Below are 16,553 nucleotides of genomic sequence, written 5' to 3' on the forward strand. Positions count from 1 at the left end.
ATCGATCTCCTGAACATACTGGTGTACATTGCGAGCTAGGTCGACGCCCAGCCGAAACGCTGGCCAAGTTCCGCGAAGATCGCCCGCTGGCGGTCTTCCAGAACGAGAAAATACTGGATGGCCCAGCTCACCGCGCAGAACGAGGTGATCGCAAGCCCGAGTCCCCAGAGGCTGTGGATTGCCAAATGGTCTGCAAGCTTGAGCAGCAACAGGCCCAGGACCACCAGAATGACGGCCTGGGCGAGAAGTGCTCTCAGGAGGCGGTAGGAGTCAAGCTGCAACCCGCGGCTCACGGCCCGGATCTGCAACGGTAGAATGACGGCGTTCCCCACTACTTGGCCAAGGATCAACGCTCGTTCATCGAACAGGTGCAGCGTCGCAAGCGCGACTGCGGTCCACACCGCCAATTGATAGATCATGAGCCGGTTCAGACGCGACTGCACGTCTGTTCGGGTCAAGAACATGACGTTGCCGAAGGCGAGGTACTGAGCGCAGATCGGGACCAGGAAGCTCAAGCCCATCCAGAAGGCGTAGGGAGCCATCTGTGGGCCGATCCATGCCTGCATGATCTCGCGGGATAGCACGGCGGCCGCCACCAGCGGCGGAACCGTGAACATCGGCAGGATGATCAGCCCAAATTCGCCGAGGCGCTGGAACGCCGCAGCGTTGCCGCGCTCGTCGAGGCGGCTTGCCACCGGTAGCAGGGCCGATGTCAGCAGACCAACGACGACCTTGGATACCCGAGGCAGCCTGACCAAGGTGTCGTACACCCCGACACCCTTGGGCCCGAACAAGAGGCCGACCAGGAAGGGTTGAACCGGCAGCGCCAATCCGCCCGTCAGCTTCCCCTGCGCGAACAGCGCGCATCGGTGAATGAGCTCGCGCCGGATCGGCGCGTCCCACATAGCAAGTCTGACTTTGCGCACGACGGCGACGAAGGCAGCGACGAACACCAGACATGCGCGCATTAAGGTGCTGGCGAGGTAAATATAGGCGACCAGCTCGAACGAAGCCGCGGCATTGGCGGCCCAGATCGTGCAGGCGACGTAGGCTATCGTTGAGCTCACCTCCGCGAGCCGCAGGACGTTGTAGCGCTCAAAGCCCTTGACAATGCCTTCCCAGACCAGCGCCGGGATCAACACCAGGTTGGCAAGTGCGGTGTAGCGCAAAATATCCGAGAACCTGTCGGCGTGAGCGGTATCGACACGGAGTGCGATGGTCAGGTAAGGCGCACTGATCCAGATGGCGGCCGCGACAAGTCCTGCGAGGCAGCCCGCGATCACGGTCAGAAGCGCCAGCTGCTGGCCGGCGATCCGCCAATTGCGATGCTCCCGCGCCCGCGCGACTGCTTGCGTCGTGACCTCGGAGAGGCCCAGATCGAGCAGTCCCATCATGCCGCTCGGCAGCAGGATACGGGCCAGCACGATCAGGCCGAACTCGGTCACGCCCCAGGTGCGGATGATGACAGGTATAACGACGAGGCCGAGCACCGCCGAGATCCCGAAGGCCGCGCTGGATATCAACGTGTTGCGGATCAGCTGTCTGAGCATGCCCGGCCGGCTCACCACGCGCTCAGTCCGCCATCGACGGCGATGTTTTGGCCGGTCACGTAGGACGCGGCATCCGACACCAGGAACAGCATGGTCCCCACCATCTCGTCCGCGCGCGCCATGCGGCCGAGCGGGATACGGGCGCCATAGCGCGCCTTGAAGGTCTCGTTCTGGCCGCTCTCCACCCCGCCGGGGGTGAGGGTATTGACCCGAACGCCTTTCGCCGCCCAGTAGGTCGCCAAGTGCTTCGTCAGGCCGATGACGCCGGCCTTGGAGGCCGTGTAGACCGCGGGCGTGTTGATGGCGCGGCCGAGATATTCGGAGCCTTCGTAGATGCGCTGGTCGGGCGCCATCAGGCCATAGATCGAGGCGGTCTGCACGATGGCGCCATATCCGCGCTCGGCCATCCGGCCGCCGAACACCTGCGCGACGTTGAACATGCCGTCCAGGTTGACCGCCATGATCTCGCGCCAGGTGTCCTGGGAAAATTTCTCGACGGGCGCAAAGAAGGCATCGACGTCGCGGGTCTTGCTGGCGGCGTTGTTGAGCAGGATCGAGACTGGCCCGAGGTCGGCCTCGATCGCATCGGCCGTGGTGCGGACGGAACTGGGCTCGGTGATGTCGCAGCCATAGCCCCTGGCGCGGACGGCGTGGCGTGATGTGACGTCGGTGGCCGCCGCATCGGTCGCAGCCTGATCGAGATCGACGATCGCGACATTGGCGCCGAACTCGGCGAGGCCTTCGGCGAAGCGACGGCCGAGGATGCCGCATCCGCCGGTGACGACGGCCGTGCGGCCGGTCAGATCGAACAGAGCCTTGAAGCTCGTGGTCATCGCTTGGGCCTCCTCAGGCCGACAGTCGTTGGCGCAGCAACAGTTCGACCAGCGCGAAATCGAGATCGGAATCGATGTCGATCGAGCGCTCTTCCGGCATCTCGAACAGACGCGTGTCGGGATAGAACACCGCCGGCTGCTCCAGGAACGGCGCGACGCGCCAGACATAGATCGACGCGTTCATGTCGAAGCAGCGCGGCGCATCCTGCCGGCGCGTGATCGGAGGATTGGCGGATTTGGAAAGGCCGATGCTGCCATCGGTGCGCTGCTCGACCAGGTTGAAATAGGGCGAGCGGCGCGCCGGCGCGCCGGTGATGACGTTGCGCGCGCCGCTCTCGCGCAGCAGTGCCACAGCGCCGGCGATGTCGGAGGCCAGCCGGAGCGGGGAGGTGACATCGAGGTCGACGAAGATCTCCGGCGTCTTGCCCGTTTGCGCGATGGCCTGCTCGAGGCAGTGGCGGATCGCCGGCAGCTTCGGCGCGGTGTCGGTCGCCATCTCGTCGGGACGCTTGACCGCGATGTCGGCGCCGGCCTTCAGGGCCGAGTCGAGCAGCGAGTCGGAATCGCTGCTGAAGGCGATCGCATCGAACAAGCCGGTCTCGCGCGCCTGCGCGATGCTCCACGCGAGCACGGGCTTGCCCAGGAGATCGCGCGCATTCTTGCCGACGACCCCTTTCGAGCCCCCACGCGCGCAGATGGTGCAGAGGAGACTCATGGCGATATCCAGGTCTTGGTGCGTAGAGCCCGCTCGCTGGCGTCGATTAGATGGACGACGCCGAGCGCCTCGGGCAGCGAGCAAGCCGGGCTGGCGCCACGCATCGCCGCGACATGCATGTCGCGATAGCTCTGGTCGCGCTCGCTGGGGATCTCCGTCGTCTTGCCGTTGACCGTGAGGCGGCTGCCGACGAGGTCGGCCTCGATGGTGTCCTCATCGACATTGACGCGGATGCGGCGGATGCCCTGCCGGTCGAGGTAGTCCATATGGACGTGGACCGATGGCGCCCGCTGCATATCGAGCAGCAAGTCGAGGTGGTCGTCGACGTCGATGTCGCGCGCGCCGGATGCGCCGCCGAGCGCCGCGACGCGATGCCACGGCCCGAACAGCCACAGGAGATAGTCCAGTTCGTGGCTGAGATCCCGCAGCACGCCGCCTCCGGAATCGACCGTGGCGGATGCGGTCGCGCGATGATCGCGGCCGGGCCGCCAGTCCCTGATGTCCTGGCCGACATAGGCGGCGACGGTGATCACGTTGCGCCCGCGCAGTCGTTCGGCCAGCGTCGTCATCACGGGATGAAAGCGCAGATTGTATCCGACGCTGACATGGGCGAACGGATATTTCGGGGGAGGAGCCGGTGTCGCGAACAGCGGCTTTTCGACAAGGACTTTGCCATCGAAGCCGGCCTGCGCGAGCTCTTGCAGATTGGCCGCATGGCGAGCGGTCTCGGTGGCGATCACCACGTAGTCCGGCTGCGCCGCCACGATGGCCTGCGTGATCGACCCGTAGTCGCCGCCTTCGCGGCGGCTGACGGTCGCGACCCCCAGCCCGAGCTCGCGCAGGATGCGCGCATGCCTTGTACCGATCGAGCCTAGGCCAACCACGACGGCTTTTGTCGAGGTCACGGGAAGACCTCGTGAAACTCCGCGTGAGCCTGCTCGAAATCCTCCAGGCGGCCGATGTCGAGCCAGTATTCCCGAATGGGATAGACTGCGACCCGTCCCTTGTCGGCGATCACCCGCTCCAGCACCGTCGGCATGTCGATGCTGACGCCGGGCGTAACGTGGCTGAAGACGGACTGGCCGATCACGTAAATCCCGGCGCTGACGAACCAGCTCTCCGTCGGTTTCTCGCGGATGGCATCGAGAAAACCGTCCGAGGTGGATACCACGCCATAGGGGACGTGGACCTTGTGCTCGCGCACCGCCATCGTCGCTTCCGCCGGCGTTCCGTTGTGGAAATCGAGCAGGGCCCCATAATTGATCGTGGTGAGGATGTCGCCATTGGTGACGATCATCGGCAGGTCCGGCGGCGTCCTGAACAGTCCGAGCGCGCCTGCAGTCCCCAGGCGTTCGGTTTCGTGGATGTACTGGATATTGGCGCCGAAGGCGGCGCCATCGGCAAAGTAGTCCTTGATCGTCTCTGCCTTGTAGTTGACCGAGATGAAGATGTTGCCAAAACCCTGCTGCACGACGTTGCGGACGATCGTCTCGAGCAGCGGTCGGCCGCCGACATTGAGCATCGGCTTCGGCACGTCGCGCGTCAGCGCGCCCAGGCGCTCGCCGAGGCCGCCCGCCATGATCAGGACGGGGTTCGGATAGTGAGCCGGCTCGAGCAGCTCATCGAGCGTCTCGACCACGACCAGATGGCCGCCCTCGTCGACAAGCGGGAGCTGCTTGATCGACCTCTGCCGCATCAACTGCAGGCGATCCTCGCGCGGCAGCGTCGCAGGAACCGACACCGGTGCACGGTTCATGATGTCGGTCGCAAGGCCGGTGAGCGGTACACCCCGCAGCAGCCCGCGCCTCACGTCACCGTCGGTGACCAAGCCGAGCAGGCGATTCTGGTCGTCGAGCACGAGCGCGATCTGAATGCTTCCGCTCTCGATGGCGGCAATAGCCTCGCCCACGGTCGCCCGCGTTCCAACGACGGCCTTACGCCAGGATTTCATGGCAATCTGCCTCGTTTACGCCAGATATCGGGGGTGGCCCACCGCTGAGCCTGCTATATCGCGGCTGCGAGAGGCGGCGTCAACCCCAACGGCACCCCGTGAGCACCTCTGTTAACCTCAGGGTTTCGCGGTCTGAATCGACGGTTTGAAGACCCGCGGTCCCCCGTTAAGATCGCCCTGCGCAGGGGAATCGCGATGGATGATCTCATCATCATAGGCGGCGGCGAGCATGCCTTCATGGTCTACGAGGCGGCGCTCTCGTCCGGCCAGTTCAGGGTCGTCGGCTTCCTCGATCGCCAACCCGGAACGCTTGGCGACGTCAGCTATCTCGGAACCGACGAGGCCGCGCCTGAGTATCCCGATGCTGCCTTCGTAGTGGGAATCGGATCGATGCAGGCGGGGCCCGCACGCCGGCAGATCGTCGACCGCATGCAGGTCAAACGCTGGGCATCTGTGGTTCACCCTCGTGCGATCGTCTCGCCGTCGGCCATGATCGGCGCAGGTACCGTCATCATGCCGGGCGCGATCGTCAATGCGCGGAGCCGGATCGGCGATCACTGCATCATCAATTCCGCTGTCGTCGTCGAGCACGACGTGCGGATCGGCGATTGCACGCATCTGTCGCCGGGAACCGTGGTCGGTGGAGGCGCCCAGATCGGCGAGAACTGCTTCATCGGTCTCGGTAGCCGGGTCAGGGATCATATCGCGATCGGTAACGATACGCTGGTCGCGATGGGGTCGGTGGTCACGGCTCCATGCCCGCCGGGCTCCGCCCTGCGCGGCGTTCCAGCCAAGCCGCAAGGCTAGATCGGTTCGTCCGGCTCGAGCGCGCGCGGCGCGACCGTTCCGACCAGCGACCAATAGTCGATCGGCGGCCGGCCGCCGCCGGGTCGCTTGGCGGTGATGTCGGCGGGTCCGATGGTCTCGCCAGCCTTCAGCGCACGCGCCGCAACGATGCTCTTGCGCGCCACAGGGACGTTCCTGATCTCGGATCCCCTTGGCGTCTTCACGCCGTCGCCGAGCGCGCGTTCGACGTTGCGGATGGCGACGACCATGCGCCTGAAATCGTCCGGCTCGACCGAGGCGGCGTGATCGGGGCCTTGCGACTTGCGGTCGAGCGTCAGGTGCTTTTCGATGACCGTCGCGCCGAGCGCGACGGCGGCCACCGAAACCTCGAAACCATCGGTGTGATCGGAATAACCAACCGGAAGCTGGAATGCGGTCTGCATCGTCGCCATCGCCGCGAGGTTCACGTCACCGATGGGGCAGGGATATTCGGTCGTGCAATGGAGCAGGCTGACGTGCCGTGCGAGCGCCGTGCGTGCGGCCGGATCGCGCCATGCCGCGCGGAAGGCGGCGGTACCGGGTGGGTCGTCGGATGGGCCGTAGCCATGCGCAAGGACGCCCAGCGCCTCCTCGATCTCGCCGAGCGTTGCCATGCCCGTCGACAGGATCAACGTCGCGTCGGCTTTCGCGGCCGCATGCAGCAGCGGTGCATTGGTGAGATCGCCGGATCCGATCTTGATGCGCGGCAGCCCCAGCGACAGCAAGAAGGCGAGCGAAGCGTCGTCGAACGGCGTCGACAGGAATTCGATACCGCGCTCCGTGGCCCGTTCGATCAGCGTGCGATGCGCGGCCTGCGGCAGCTCGAGTCGTTCCAGCATGGCAAGCTGGCTCTCGGCAGCATCGGTGGTACGCTGCTGATAGTCGGCCTTCTTCGCCGTGCCGCCCGCCAGTGCCTTCGCGTTGAAAGTCTGGAACTTGACGATGTCGGCACCGGCGTCGGCGGCGGCGTCGACCAGCGCCAGTGCCTTCTCCAGGCTTCCGTCGTGATTGACGCCCGCTTCCGCGATGATCAGCGTGTGCGTGGTCATGCCTGCTCTCCGCTTGGCGGAAGCTCGTAGAAGCCCTTTGAAAGCAGCTGCCGGAAATCCGGGATGCCGGCAACGATATCGGCAAATCGCCGGCTGGACTCGCCGTCGCCGTAAGGGTTGACGGTGGCCTGGCGGCCGCGCTGGAGCGCTGCCGCGATGGCGGCGGCAATGGCGCCGCGCTCGGGCGGCGCGTGAAACACCGAGGCCGCGCGCGCGCGTCCCTTCTGACGGTCGCCGATATCGACCGTGGGAACGCCGAAGGAGGGCGCTTCGAGCACGCCGCTCGAGGAATTGCCGATCACCACGTCCGCGAGACTCATCAGGCTGAGATAGCGAAGCTGGCCGAGCGAGGCGACCGCGATCGTGTTCGGCCGGCCGGCCGCGAATGCCTCGATCCTGGCGTTCAAGGCGCGGCCCTCGGCGTCGGCGTTGGCGAGCGTGAACACGAAACGAAAGGCGGGATCGAGCGTCGACAGGGCCGCGAACAATTCGTCCAGTTCGGCCACCGAGCGCCCGGCTTCGACCGTGACGGGGTGAAACGTGATGAGTGCATTGCGTTCACCCAGCGGCATCCCGATCGCGCGGCTGATGCCGTCGCGGTCCACCAGATCGAGATGCTTGATGGCGTCGATGCCGACCGAGCCGATGGTATGGATGCGGGACGGGTGCTCCCCAAGCTGCATCAATCGCCGCGTCGAGTCCTGATTGCTGGTGAAATGCAGGTGCGACATCTTGCTGATGGCATGGCGCGTGGATTCGTCGATCGCGCCCTCGGTGACGTCGCCACCAAACAGATGCGCCATCGGCAGCCGCATGAACATCGCAGCCTGCGCTGCTGCGAACATCTCGAAACGGTCACCGAGCACGACGACGAGATCGGGCAGTAACCGAGTGAACGTATCGGCAAAGCCGATGACGCCGAGGCCGACCGATTTCGCGACGCCGGCGCCGGTGTCGCTGCTCAGCAGCGTCTCGACGCGCGCGTCGACCTCAAATCCTTCTTCGCCGATTGCGTTGAAGGTGTAGCCGAACTCCGGCGCGAAATGCATCCCGGTGGCGACGAGCTGAAGTGTCAGTCCGGGCGTTCCCCGGATCGCGCGCATCGGCCAGACCAGCAGGCCAAAATCGGCGCGGCTGCCGGTGACGAAGCAGATCTTTCGCGCGCCTCTATTCATCGCGGGTCCTGATGCTGGCGCTGCTGGGCAGGTTGATCAGGCGGCGCTCGATGGATTCCGCCGTCGAAAGGTCGCCGCGCGGGCTTTGTGCGAACATCGGCAGCTTGTGCATCAACGTCCAGACTGGGCGCGCGCCGAAGCCGGCGTCGTTGAGCGCGGCGAGAAGGTCGTCACGCCTGTCGGCATACGCCTCGTCGAGCAGGATGGCGTTCAGCCAGTAATTGCTCGTCGTGCCCGCGGGCTCGCGCGAGAAGCGCACGCCGGGCACCTCCGCAAAAACCCGCTCATAGGCCGAAGCCAACTTCCGCTTGCTCGCCAGGAAGCCGTCGAGCTGCTCCAGCTGCGCGCAGCCGAGCGCCGCGTTCAAGTTCGGCAGCCGGTAGTTGAAGCCGATCTCGTCGTGGACGAAGGCCCATTTGTGCGGCAACTTCGCCGTCGTCGTCAGGTGCTTGGCGCGGCGGCCGAGTTCCTCGTCATTGGTCAGGATGGCGCCCCCGCCGCCCGTCGTGACGATCTTGTTGCCGTTGAAGCTGAGTGCTGCAAGGCGTGCCTGTGATCCGACCGCACGGCCTTTGTAGGTCGATCCCAGCGATTCGGCGGCGTCTTCGACCAGCGCGATGTTCCAATCATTTGCAAGTGCCGCGATCGCGTCCAGATCGACGGGATGGCCGAAGGTGTGCATCGGAGCGATCGCCGCAATGCGGCGGCCGGTCTCGCGGTTGATGGTTCCGGTTGCAGTCTTCTGCGCGATCGCGTCGAGCCGCACCCCAAGTGCGCGCGCGTCCATGCCGAGCGTTTCGAGTGAGCTGTCGACGAAATGCGGTGTTGCGCCGCAATAGGCGATCGCGTTCGTCGTCGCGATGAAAGTCAGCGCAGGCGAGATGACCTCGTCGCCGGGTTCGACGCCTGCGAGCCTGAAGCAGGCGTGCAGCGCGGCCGTGCCATTGACGACGGCGACCGCGCGCTTGGCTCCGGTCACCTCCTCGAGCATGCGCTCGAACCGATCGACGAAGGGGCCGACCGAGGAGACGTAAGTGCTCTTGATGCACTCTTCGAGATAGGCGATCTCGTTGCCGGCGAACACCGGTTCGTGCAGCCCGAGAATGCCGTTCGGCGTTCCCACCGCGCGTCGCACGGCATCGACGATCTTTTCTTGGTCGAAGCCTGACCGTGTCACGGGACCGTCCACCATTGCCTCAGACATTGTACACGTCAGCCTTGTAGCGGCTGAGGTTTGCAGGATTGGTGAACCAGTTCACCGTCTTGACCATACCCTGCCGCATGCCCTCGATGCCGCCGAACTCTGGGCTCCAGCCGAGCTGCTGGCGGGCCTTGGAATTGTCGGCCCAGAGCCGCTCGACCTCGCTGTTGGCGGGGCGCAGGCGCGCTTCGTCGGTCTCGATTTCGATCGAGGTCCCCATGACATCGGCGATCATCTGCGCGGTCGCGCCGACCGAGATCTCAAAGCCGCTGCCGAGATTGATGGTCTGGCCCACGACCTGTTCCGCGGGCGCCGTGAGGCCCGCGATCAGGCCGCGTGCGGTGTCGGTGACGAAGGAGAAATCGCGCGTCGGGCTGACGGCCCCGAGGCGGATCTTCCGCTTGCCTGTCGCGATCTGGCTGATGATCGTCGGGATCACTGCGCGCGCCGATTGCCGCGGGCCGAATGTGTTGAACGGACGGATCACCACGACGGGCATGTCGAAGGATGCCTGGAACGACAGCGCCATCTGATCCGAGGCGATTTTCGATGCGGAGTAGGGCGACTGCCCGACCAGCGGATGGCTCTCCTTGATCGGAACCGTCTGCGCCGTGCCGTAGACCTCGCTGGTCGAGGTCTGAACGAAGCGCCGCACGCCCGCCATGCGCGCGGCCTGGAGCACGTTCACGGTGCCGCGCACATTGGTCTCGACATAGGAGCCGGGGGCGACATAGGAAAAGGGAATGGCGATCAGCGCCGCCAGGTGCAGGACGTCGGTGCAGCCGCCGGCGGCCGCGATCATGAAATGAGGGTCGCGGATGTCGCCGGCCACCACCTCCACCGACGCCATGATGTCGGCAGGTATCGTGTCGAGCCAGCCCCAGGAGTTGAAGGAATTGTAATAGACGACCGCCTTGACGCGGGCTCCGGCTTTCACCAGCTCCTCGACGACATGCGAACCGATGAAGCCGTCGCTCCCGGTAACGAGGACGCGGGCGTCCCTCAGATCTGCCATGCCGGACCCCAAAAGGCGATTACGCCAATATTCGCAACAAGATGGCGCTATAGCACACTGACGGTCGCACGCAACAGAGCTGCGCTCGGAGGCTGTCAAATGTCCGGGGATGCAGCGTTTTTCGTCGCGCCCCTAAGGCCTGTCGGTCGGTCTCAGGCGCTGTTTCACGAAAGCCTCCAGATTTCCGCCTTCGAACAAGTGACCCGCCAGGCCGGCCGCCCGTGCCGCTTCCATGTCGCTTTCCTTGTCCCCGATCACCATGCTGCGCGTCATGTCGATCGGAAAGCGCCGGGCGAGATCGGTGATCATGCCCGGCGCCGGCTTGCGCCGGTCGCTCACACGACAGTAACGCGTGACGGTTCCGTCGGGGTGATCGGGACAGTATTCGAATGCATCGATATGTGCGCCGACCTCTGCCATCTGATCTGCCATCCAGCGGTGCAGAGTGACGACGTGGTGCTCCTCATAGTAGCCGCGCGCGACGCCGGACTGATTGGTGATGACGAAGGCAAAATAACCGGCATCGTTCACGGCCTTTACGGCCTCGCGTGCGCCATCGATCCAGTCGAGCTTGTGGGTTTCGAACGTGTATCCTGAATCGTGATTGAGCACGCCGTCGCGATCGAAGAACACGGCCGGCCGCTGCAGTTGCCGGCGCAATTCGCGATCGGCGCGAGCGAAATCGTCGGGAATGCCGATGTCGATGAAGTAGCCGCGATAGGCCGTGCCGCGCAGCGCGCCGGACTTGGCGAGGCTGGGGAAGACTTCCTGCTCGAGCGAAGCGGGAAGCGTCGCGATCTCGCCGAGAACGGACTTGTCGATGACGTAGATGCCGGCATTGACCGGCCCCGTGGCCCCCGCACCCGGGGCGATGAAGTCGCGCACCATGTCACCATCGAGTACGACGCGGCCATAGCGGTCCCCGACGACGCCGTCCCGCAACGCCATGTGAACGCGACCGTCATGCGCGCGGGCGATCAGATCGAGCAGGTTGAAGTCGAACAGAGAATCTCCATTCAGCAGCAGGAAGCGGTCGTGCAGCAAGTTGCGCGCATGTACGAGCGCGCCGCCGGTGCCGAGCGGCTCCGTCTCGCGGGACACGACGATTCGCGTCTGCCCCCTGGCGGCTGCCGCGTAGTGCGTCTCGACGATCTCCGCCTTGTGGCCCGCCAGCAGCAGGATTTCATCGAACACGCCATAGCGTACGAGTTCGTCGATCAGCGTGTCGAGAAACGGTCGCCCGCCGATGTCGAGCATCGGCTTCGGAACGGTTTTGGTGCGTTCGCCGAGGCGGGTGCCGAGTCCCCCGACGAGGATCGCGGCCTGTCTCAGCATGACGGCTCTCCGCATCGGCACCTCGGTCGAAGGTGAGCAGCAAATGTCTGTCTCAAGGTTCTGGCTCTCGTTGGATCGAGCTGTGGTGGCCGGATCTTCTCCCAACGTCGGTCGATCGTCGACAAAGGCTTAGCGGACGACACTGAGTGACAAGACCCCGCACCACCGTCAATGGCGAGCTGTTCGCTGCGACCGGAACTGTTGCGGGCTGTTTACGTTTAGCGAGGTCCGGAGGCAACGAGCAAGGGAGAAGTCGTCGATTGTCTTGTCGAATGAGCCGGCCGGGTGGAGCGCAGGCGGGCGATCATACGAGATCGCTCATCGAGAGCTCTTGGCCATGGGCCGATTGATCAACCAGAGACAGCCCGGTATGATAATGACCGAGTTCCCCATCCGTGTTGTGGGGGTTGCCGGGGGGGGCAAGAGTCACATGCCGATGGCCGAGCGTTCGCCGCAAGCTCCAGCGTTTCTGCAGCTCGCGAGATTGTTCCATGTTACTGTCCGAGCAGCGCGGAAACATTGGGTCCTTTCGCTCATGATCGGGGCAATCTTGTTGGCTGCTCTGGGCTCGCTTGCCGTCGGCCGGAAGGTGGAATCCTGGACCGCGACCTCGACGATCGCGATTGGTACGGTGCCCACCCTTCAAAGTATTTTCGGGCCCGCTGGGGCAGGAGTTGAGCCCATGGAAAGTGCCCGTGATCTGGTGACGCGAATCGGAGCGGTCCAATTTCAGAGCACTGTCCTGGCCGATGCTCGAAAGGCGCTTCCCGACTCGCGTGGGGCATTTGGTGGAGCCTCATTGCGCGGGATCGTTATTGACGATTCGTCGATCCGCCTGGAGGCGAGCTCCGCCTCGAAGGAGGAAGCGGCGACCCTGCTTCAACAGGGTATTCTTGCGATCCAGGCCGCACACAAGAGACTATTCGAGCCGAGGATGGAGTTGTTTCATTCGGTGCGCGCGCGCCTGCAAGATGCGAGAGCGCAGCTCAACGATGCATTCAGGAAGGGCAGTATGGACTTCACGCCGGCGCGGCCGGAGGGGGGGTCCATCGGGGTTGCCTTCATGGAGAGTCCGGGGGCTTCGGTCGACAGGATACTCAACGTTGATACGCGCATTGCTCTACTGGCTTATATTGAACGCACCGTAAAGATGACGGGGCCGCAGGATGGTTCGTCTCCCGCGACGGAAGGGCCAAGGGAAGTCAATCTCGTGCAAAGAGCCATCCTGGCGGGCTTGGGCATTCTGCTTTTTATCGGTCTTTTGACCTACTTTTTGAGGCGGCCGGCGCGGCTCGGCTAGGACTTCGGCAATGACCCTTCTGGCTGGAGCCTCCATACTGCTCTTCTTCGTCTGGCTGGGGCTATTCAGGTCGGCGATCCTCATTTGTCTTGCCTTTCTTTTGTTTACCTTCGCATGGCGAACGATTTCCTCGCTCTATATCGATCTCACGGGGCCCGTGTTCTCGTCTCAGCTTCAGATGTTCATTGGACCCGGCGTCATGACGGTGTTCCAGTCGATTGCGTATTTTCTGACGCTTCTTCCCTTCCTCTGGGTCTTCAATTCGAGGGCGCTCGATGAATGGGCGCGGGCGACACCAACTCCCGGACTGCCTGCGTCCCAATCTCAACTGACCCTTTCGGACGTCACGTTCTACGCGTCCGTCCTCTTCTTGATCTTGCTTTTCGGTGCTCTGATTAAGGGAGGTGTCATTCCGTTGTTTGCCAAGATCGAGCGTTGGACCTTCAACGAACAGGCCGGTTTCCTCCATCGCCAGGTGATCGAACGAGGCGACATGCTCTGCTTTTGGTGGGGCACCATGTTCGTGGCCGAGCGATTGCGACGCCAGCGATACGATTACCGCTTCGTGGGTTTGCTGGCCGTCCTCACCTTCTACATATTTCTCGCAGGCGGGCGTTTCTCGCCGTTCTACCGATTTTGTGCGTTCTTTGTCATACCGTTTTCCGCGGTGCTGATCGTTCAGGCGCGAGATCTCGGGAGCGCAGGTTTGTTCAGCTTGCTGTCCCGGATTACCGACCGCCGCATCGTGCTGGCCGGCACCGGCGTCATTGTGCTGACGGCCATGATGATTGCATTCGCGCTCTATTGGAATCTGACCAGGGTCCGAGGGTTCGAAGGTCAGGCGGCGCTGGATGCTTTTGTCGAGCGCGTTCTGGTGCAGCCCTCGGAGATAGGATGGGCGTCCTATCAACGCGTTTTGGTCAACGGAGATTGGGACGCGCGCCACGTCTTCGATTTCCTGTTCGACCGCCCCATCGTTGCGGGACGGAACACTACCCCGCAGCTTCTGATGTCCGAAACCATTGGTGAGCCGCGGACGACGGAACACATCATGGGCGGTTTTCAGTTCGCGGGCGGGTTTCCCGAAATTTTCTTCGAACTGTTTGGTCCTTATTTCGGCTGGATCTTCCTGCTGGGGGCCGGTTGGCTCACTGCGCTCCTCTCAGCTGTCATGATCCGGTCGATCATCGTCGAACGATATCTGACGGCGGCTCTAGCTTTTTACGTGCTGTACGGCATCTACGTGATGTACATCGGCGGCATGCTGAACTTTGTCGCGACGCCGACATATTGGGTGAAGATTGCTGCGTTGTTTGCGGCAATCATTGTCGAGGAGCGGGCGCCCATTCTTCCGTGGGTGCTGGCCGACAGGACTCGATTGCTTCGCCGCTTTGTGGTTCGACGTCGGCAATTGCCCTGACACAGCCCGCAATTCTGCCAAGCAACGAGCAAATGGCGATCTTCAATTTCGGTTCGATGGACCGGCCGGACGGCCGATGATCAGGGAGCCAAGCGTGAACAGATCCTCTTCGGAGAAGCCTCTGAAGCACGGTGCCAGTCGTTCCAGAATATGCCGCTCCGGCGGCCGGCGATCGGGCTGATCGCTGAGTAGCTCAAACCCGGCCTCTCTAAACAGCTTCAGATACTCGCTGTGGCGCAAACGATTGACGTACTGGAAGCGCGACTGGAAGGGCGCCCAATCCTCCTCGGAATAGGTCAGAAAGTTGAACGAGCTGATGGACGGATCGAAGCCTTTGAAGTGGTCGCCATAGTCGATCTGCATGAGGACCAGTCCATCAGGACGCACGATGCGTCGCAGCTCGTTCAAGATCGCCGCGATGTCACTCTTGGGAATGTGCTCGAGCGTTTCGACGGAGACCGCGCAGTCGATCGAACCGGCCGGCAGGCCTGTCGTCCGCGCATCGGTTGGCGCGCGATAGTCGATCCTCCAGGAACGTTCGAGATCGTCTAGGGAATTGATATCGGGGTGGCGGGTGCCGCTGAGTCTCGAAATGATGGCGGCATTGGAGCGGATCAGCTCCAGCTTGGCCAAGCGCGCGATGTCGACCGTGATGAAGCGCTGCGCTCCATGCGCGCTGAAGGTGAGCGGAATGATCAGATCGCGCCCGGTGCCGAACTCGAAGCAGGTCGAATCCCGTAGCGGCCGCAGACCGTACGCTTCGTGAACGCCCAGCAGCCGCCGCGCGAGCATGTAGACGGATCTGACCTGCTTCTCGGGCCGCGGCAGCCGTCGTGTGACGTAGCGCTGCAGGGCGTAGTGGATGTGTTCGCCAAAGGGGATGTTCGACAGCACCGAGAACGCTCGCGCCTTTGCCTGCCAGCGCACGTCACTGATTCCTCGGTTGAATGGACGCCGTGGTTGGGGTGGTGCTGACGAACGGTCGTTGAATCATGGTGGATGTCCAACGATGGGCCCTGATCCGGCTGTTCAGGCGGGTACCACGTCGCATAGGCAGCTTGGTTATATGGGAGCCGCAGGCACAACGCAAGGTTGTGGGGCGGGTCCGGAAGCAAGTGCGACCGAGGTCGAAGTGCCTCTTCCGGCTACGTCGCGGCCGCAGAGACAGGTTGCCTTCCAAGCTGCCGACATGCTCGTGGCGAGCCGTGTATTCGGAGCCGCTCGGCGTGGCGCCATTCCCGGTTGATTCAACGGTCGGCTGAGCGTAAACAGACGCTCAAATTACGTCGAAGTTTCAGCATGCGGGCCGGAAAATCGCGTATGGTTTGTCGAACGCCGCCAGCCGGTTCGGCCTGTGCTGGTCCATTGCTCTCCCGCCGAGTCTTGTCGAATGCCCGGTGAACTGCTGATTGGCGAGGCCGTTGCGAGGGGCTATCCGCCCGCTGTGCTGTATCTGCGCAACGACGCGACTGTCACCACGGAAGTCTGCGCGTTCAACTACTTCTCGGTTTTCATGAAGGATCATCCGGAAGTGGATGCGCATGTCTGGTTCTTCGACGGAGCGGGCAAGCCGGCTGGATATTTCCACAGGGAACTCGGGGTCAACGGGCAATTGCAATTGCAGACGTCGGAGCTGTGTCCGGGCATTTCGGGAACGGTTGCGATGGCCCTGGTCCCGAAGCAGGAGACCAAGCTTCGTCCCGGACGGAAGGTGACCACCGGCTATTACGCACAATATTTCTCACAGCACGGGGCGATAACGTTGTCGCACGAGCGCGAACCCGTCGCGGCAGCGCCGTTCCCGACCTCTGCCTGGATGCAATCCTACCTCACGCGATTCCTGAAGGAGTCCGGCGTGGTGCTCGTGAACTCCTGCATGGCGTCCGAAGGCGTCTCGGTGGGGACGGCCCGGCTCATGGCCCTGGACGGCACCGCATTGGGCGAGCGTGTGCTGCCGGAAATTGCGCCGATGGGCGCAGTCCGCATCAGCACGCTGGATCTTTTCCCCGAGGCTGACCGGCTGATCGGCGCGGCCGAAGGATTCGCCCTGGAGTTCAAGGGCACCAACATCGCCAGTCCGTTCAGCTATTATGAATTTGCCAACGGCAAGTTCAGCCTGCATCATTTTTAGGGGCGCGTGCGTGACTCGTTTCTCATCCAGTCCTTGGAAACCTTACGAGCCGA

At 63.5% G+C, this 16,553-nt stretch carries 15 protein-coding genes; 4 read left to right on the plus strand and 11 right to left on the minus strand.

Translation table 11 applies throughout. The features are described 5' to 3' along the window. Positions 1-35: 35 nt before the first annotated feature. The 5 genes from E4K64_RS02340 to E4K64_RS02360 are packed head-to-tail and all read right to left on the minus strand — an operon-like array spanning position 36 to position 5,049. Positions 36-1,550 carry a lipopolysaccharide biosynthesis protein gene (locus tag E4K64_RS02340; protein WP_135161969.1) on the minus strand — a complete coding sequence of 505 codons (1,515 nt, stop codon included), beginning with the start codon at positions 1,548-1,550 and terminating at the stop codon, positions 36-38. An 11-nt stretch (positions 1,551-1,561) separates the two neighbouring features. After that, a complete protein-coding gene (locus E4K64_RS02345) occupies positions 1,562-2,383 on the minus strand; it encodes an SDR family oxidoreductase (RefSeq protein WP_135161970.1) in 822 nt (273 codons plus the stop codon). A gap of 13 nt (positions 2,384-2,396) precedes the next feature. Further along, the gene (locus E4K64_RS02350) at positions 2,397-3,098 is read right to left on the minus strand and encodes an acylneuraminate cytidylyltransferase family protein (RefSeq protein ID WP_135161971.1); all 702 of its coding nucleotides are present in this window, start codon (positions 3,096-3,098) and stop codon (positions 2,397-2,399) included. Then, complete coding sequence (locus E4K64_RS02355; RefSeq protein ID WP_135161972.1) at positions 3,095-4,003, minus strand: Gfo/Idh/MocA family protein; 909 nt, start codon at positions 4,001-4,003, stop codon at positions 3,095-3,097. The genes E4K64_RS02350 and E4K64_RS02355 overlap by 4 nt, the downstream gene beginning before the upstream one ends. Further along, positions 4,000-5,049, minus strand: coding sequence for a nucleotidyltransferase family protein (locus tag E4K64_RS02360; RefSeq protein ID WP_135161973.1), 1,050 nt, complete (start codon positions 5,047-5,049; stop codon positions 4,000-4,002). The genes E4K64_RS02355 and E4K64_RS02360 overlap by 4 nt, the downstream gene beginning before the upstream one ends. Positions 5,050-5,244: 195 nt before the next feature. Between E4K64_RS02360 and E4K64_RS02365 the strand changes: the two genes are divergently transcribed. After that, positions 5,245-5,856, plus strand: coding sequence for an acetyltransferase (locus E4K64_RS02365; RefSeq protein WP_135161974.1), 612 nt, complete (start codon positions 5,245-5,247; stop codon positions 5,854-5,856). Here E4K64_RS02365 and neuB read toward each other — a convergent pair. The 5 genes from neuB to E4K64_RS02390 all read right to left on the minus strand — a co-directional run bounded on the left by neuB (position 5,853) and on the right by E4K64_RS02390 (position 11,649). Further along, positions 5,853-6,923 (minus strand): N-acetylneuraminate synthase, encoded by a 1,071-nt coding sequence (neuB, locus tag E4K64_RS02370; RefSeq protein ID WP_135161975.1) that lies wholly within the window; start codon positions 6,921-6,923, stop codon positions 5,853-5,855. The genes E4K64_RS02365 and neuB overlap by 4 nt on opposite strands. After that, positions 6,920-8,098, minus strand: a complete 1,179-nt coding sequence (neuC, locus tag E4K64_RS02375) for a UDP-N-acetylglucosamine 2-epimerase (RefSeq protein ID WP_135161976.1) — start codon at positions 8,096-8,098, stop codon at positions 6,920-6,922. The genes neuB and neuC overlap by 4 nt, the downstream gene beginning before the upstream one ends. Next, entirely contained in the window at positions 8,091-9,302 is a 1,212-nt protein-coding gene (locus E4K64_RS02380; protein ID WP_135161977.1) for a LegC family aminotransferase, read from the minus strand. The genes neuC and E4K64_RS02380 overlap by 8 nt, the downstream gene beginning before the upstream one ends. Beyond that, the gene (locus E4K64_RS02385) at positions 9,295-10,314 is read right to left on the minus strand and encodes an NAD-dependent 4,6-dehydratase LegB (protein WP_135161978.1); all 1,020 of its coding nucleotides are present in this window, start codon (positions 10,312-10,314) and stop codon (positions 9,295-9,297) included. The genes E4K64_RS02380 and E4K64_RS02385 overlap by 8 nt, the downstream gene beginning before the upstream one ends. 132 nt (positions 10,315-10,446) lie before the next feature. Then, positions 10,447-11,649, minus strand: a complete 1,203-nt coding sequence (locus tag E4K64_RS02390) for an HAD-IIIA family hydrolase (protein ID WP_167771761.1) — start codon at positions 11,647-11,649, stop codon at positions 10,447-10,449. 430 nt (positions 11,650-12,079) lie between these two features. Here E4K64_RS02390 and E4K64_RS02395 point away from each other — a divergent pair, with 430 nt between their 5' ends. Together E4K64_RS02395 and E4K64_RS02400 are read left to right on the plus strand one after the other, a co-directional pair. After that, positions 12,080-12,949 (plus strand): hypothetical protein, encoded by an 870-nt coding sequence (locus E4K64_RS02395; protein ID WP_135161980.1) that lies wholly within the window; start codon positions 12,080-12,082, stop codon positions 12,947-12,949. A 10-nt stretch (positions 12,950-12,959) separates the two neighbouring features. Next, positions 12,960-14,369, plus strand: coding sequence for a DUF6418 domain-containing protein (locus E4K64_RS02400; protein ID WP_135161981.1), 1,410 nt, complete (start codon positions 12,960-12,962; stop codon positions 14,367-14,369). Positions 14,370-14,411: 42 nt separating this feature from the next. Here E4K64_RS02400 and E4K64_RS02405 read toward each other — a convergent pair whose 3' ends face one another. Then, complete coding sequence (locus tag E4K64_RS02405) at positions 14,412-15,296, minus strand: class I SAM-dependent methyltransferase (protein WP_167771762.1); 885 nt, start codon at positions 15,294-15,296, stop codon at positions 14,412-14,414. A 463-nt stretch (positions 15,297-15,759) separates the two neighbouring features. Between E4K64_RS02405 and E4K64_RS02410 the strand changes: the two genes are divergently transcribed. Next, a complete protein-coding gene (locus E4K64_RS02410; protein WP_167771763.1) occupies positions 15,760-16,500 on the plus strand; it encodes a hypothetical protein in 741 nt (246 codons plus the stop codon). Positions 16,501-16,553 lie beyond the last annotated feature (53 nt).

This window comes from Bradyrhizobium frederickii (assembly GCF_004570865.1).
In the GTDB taxonomy this organism is placed as follows: Bacteria; Pseudomonadota; Alphaproteobacteria; order Rhizobiales; family Xanthobacteraceae; genus Bradyrhizobium; species Bradyrhizobium frederickii.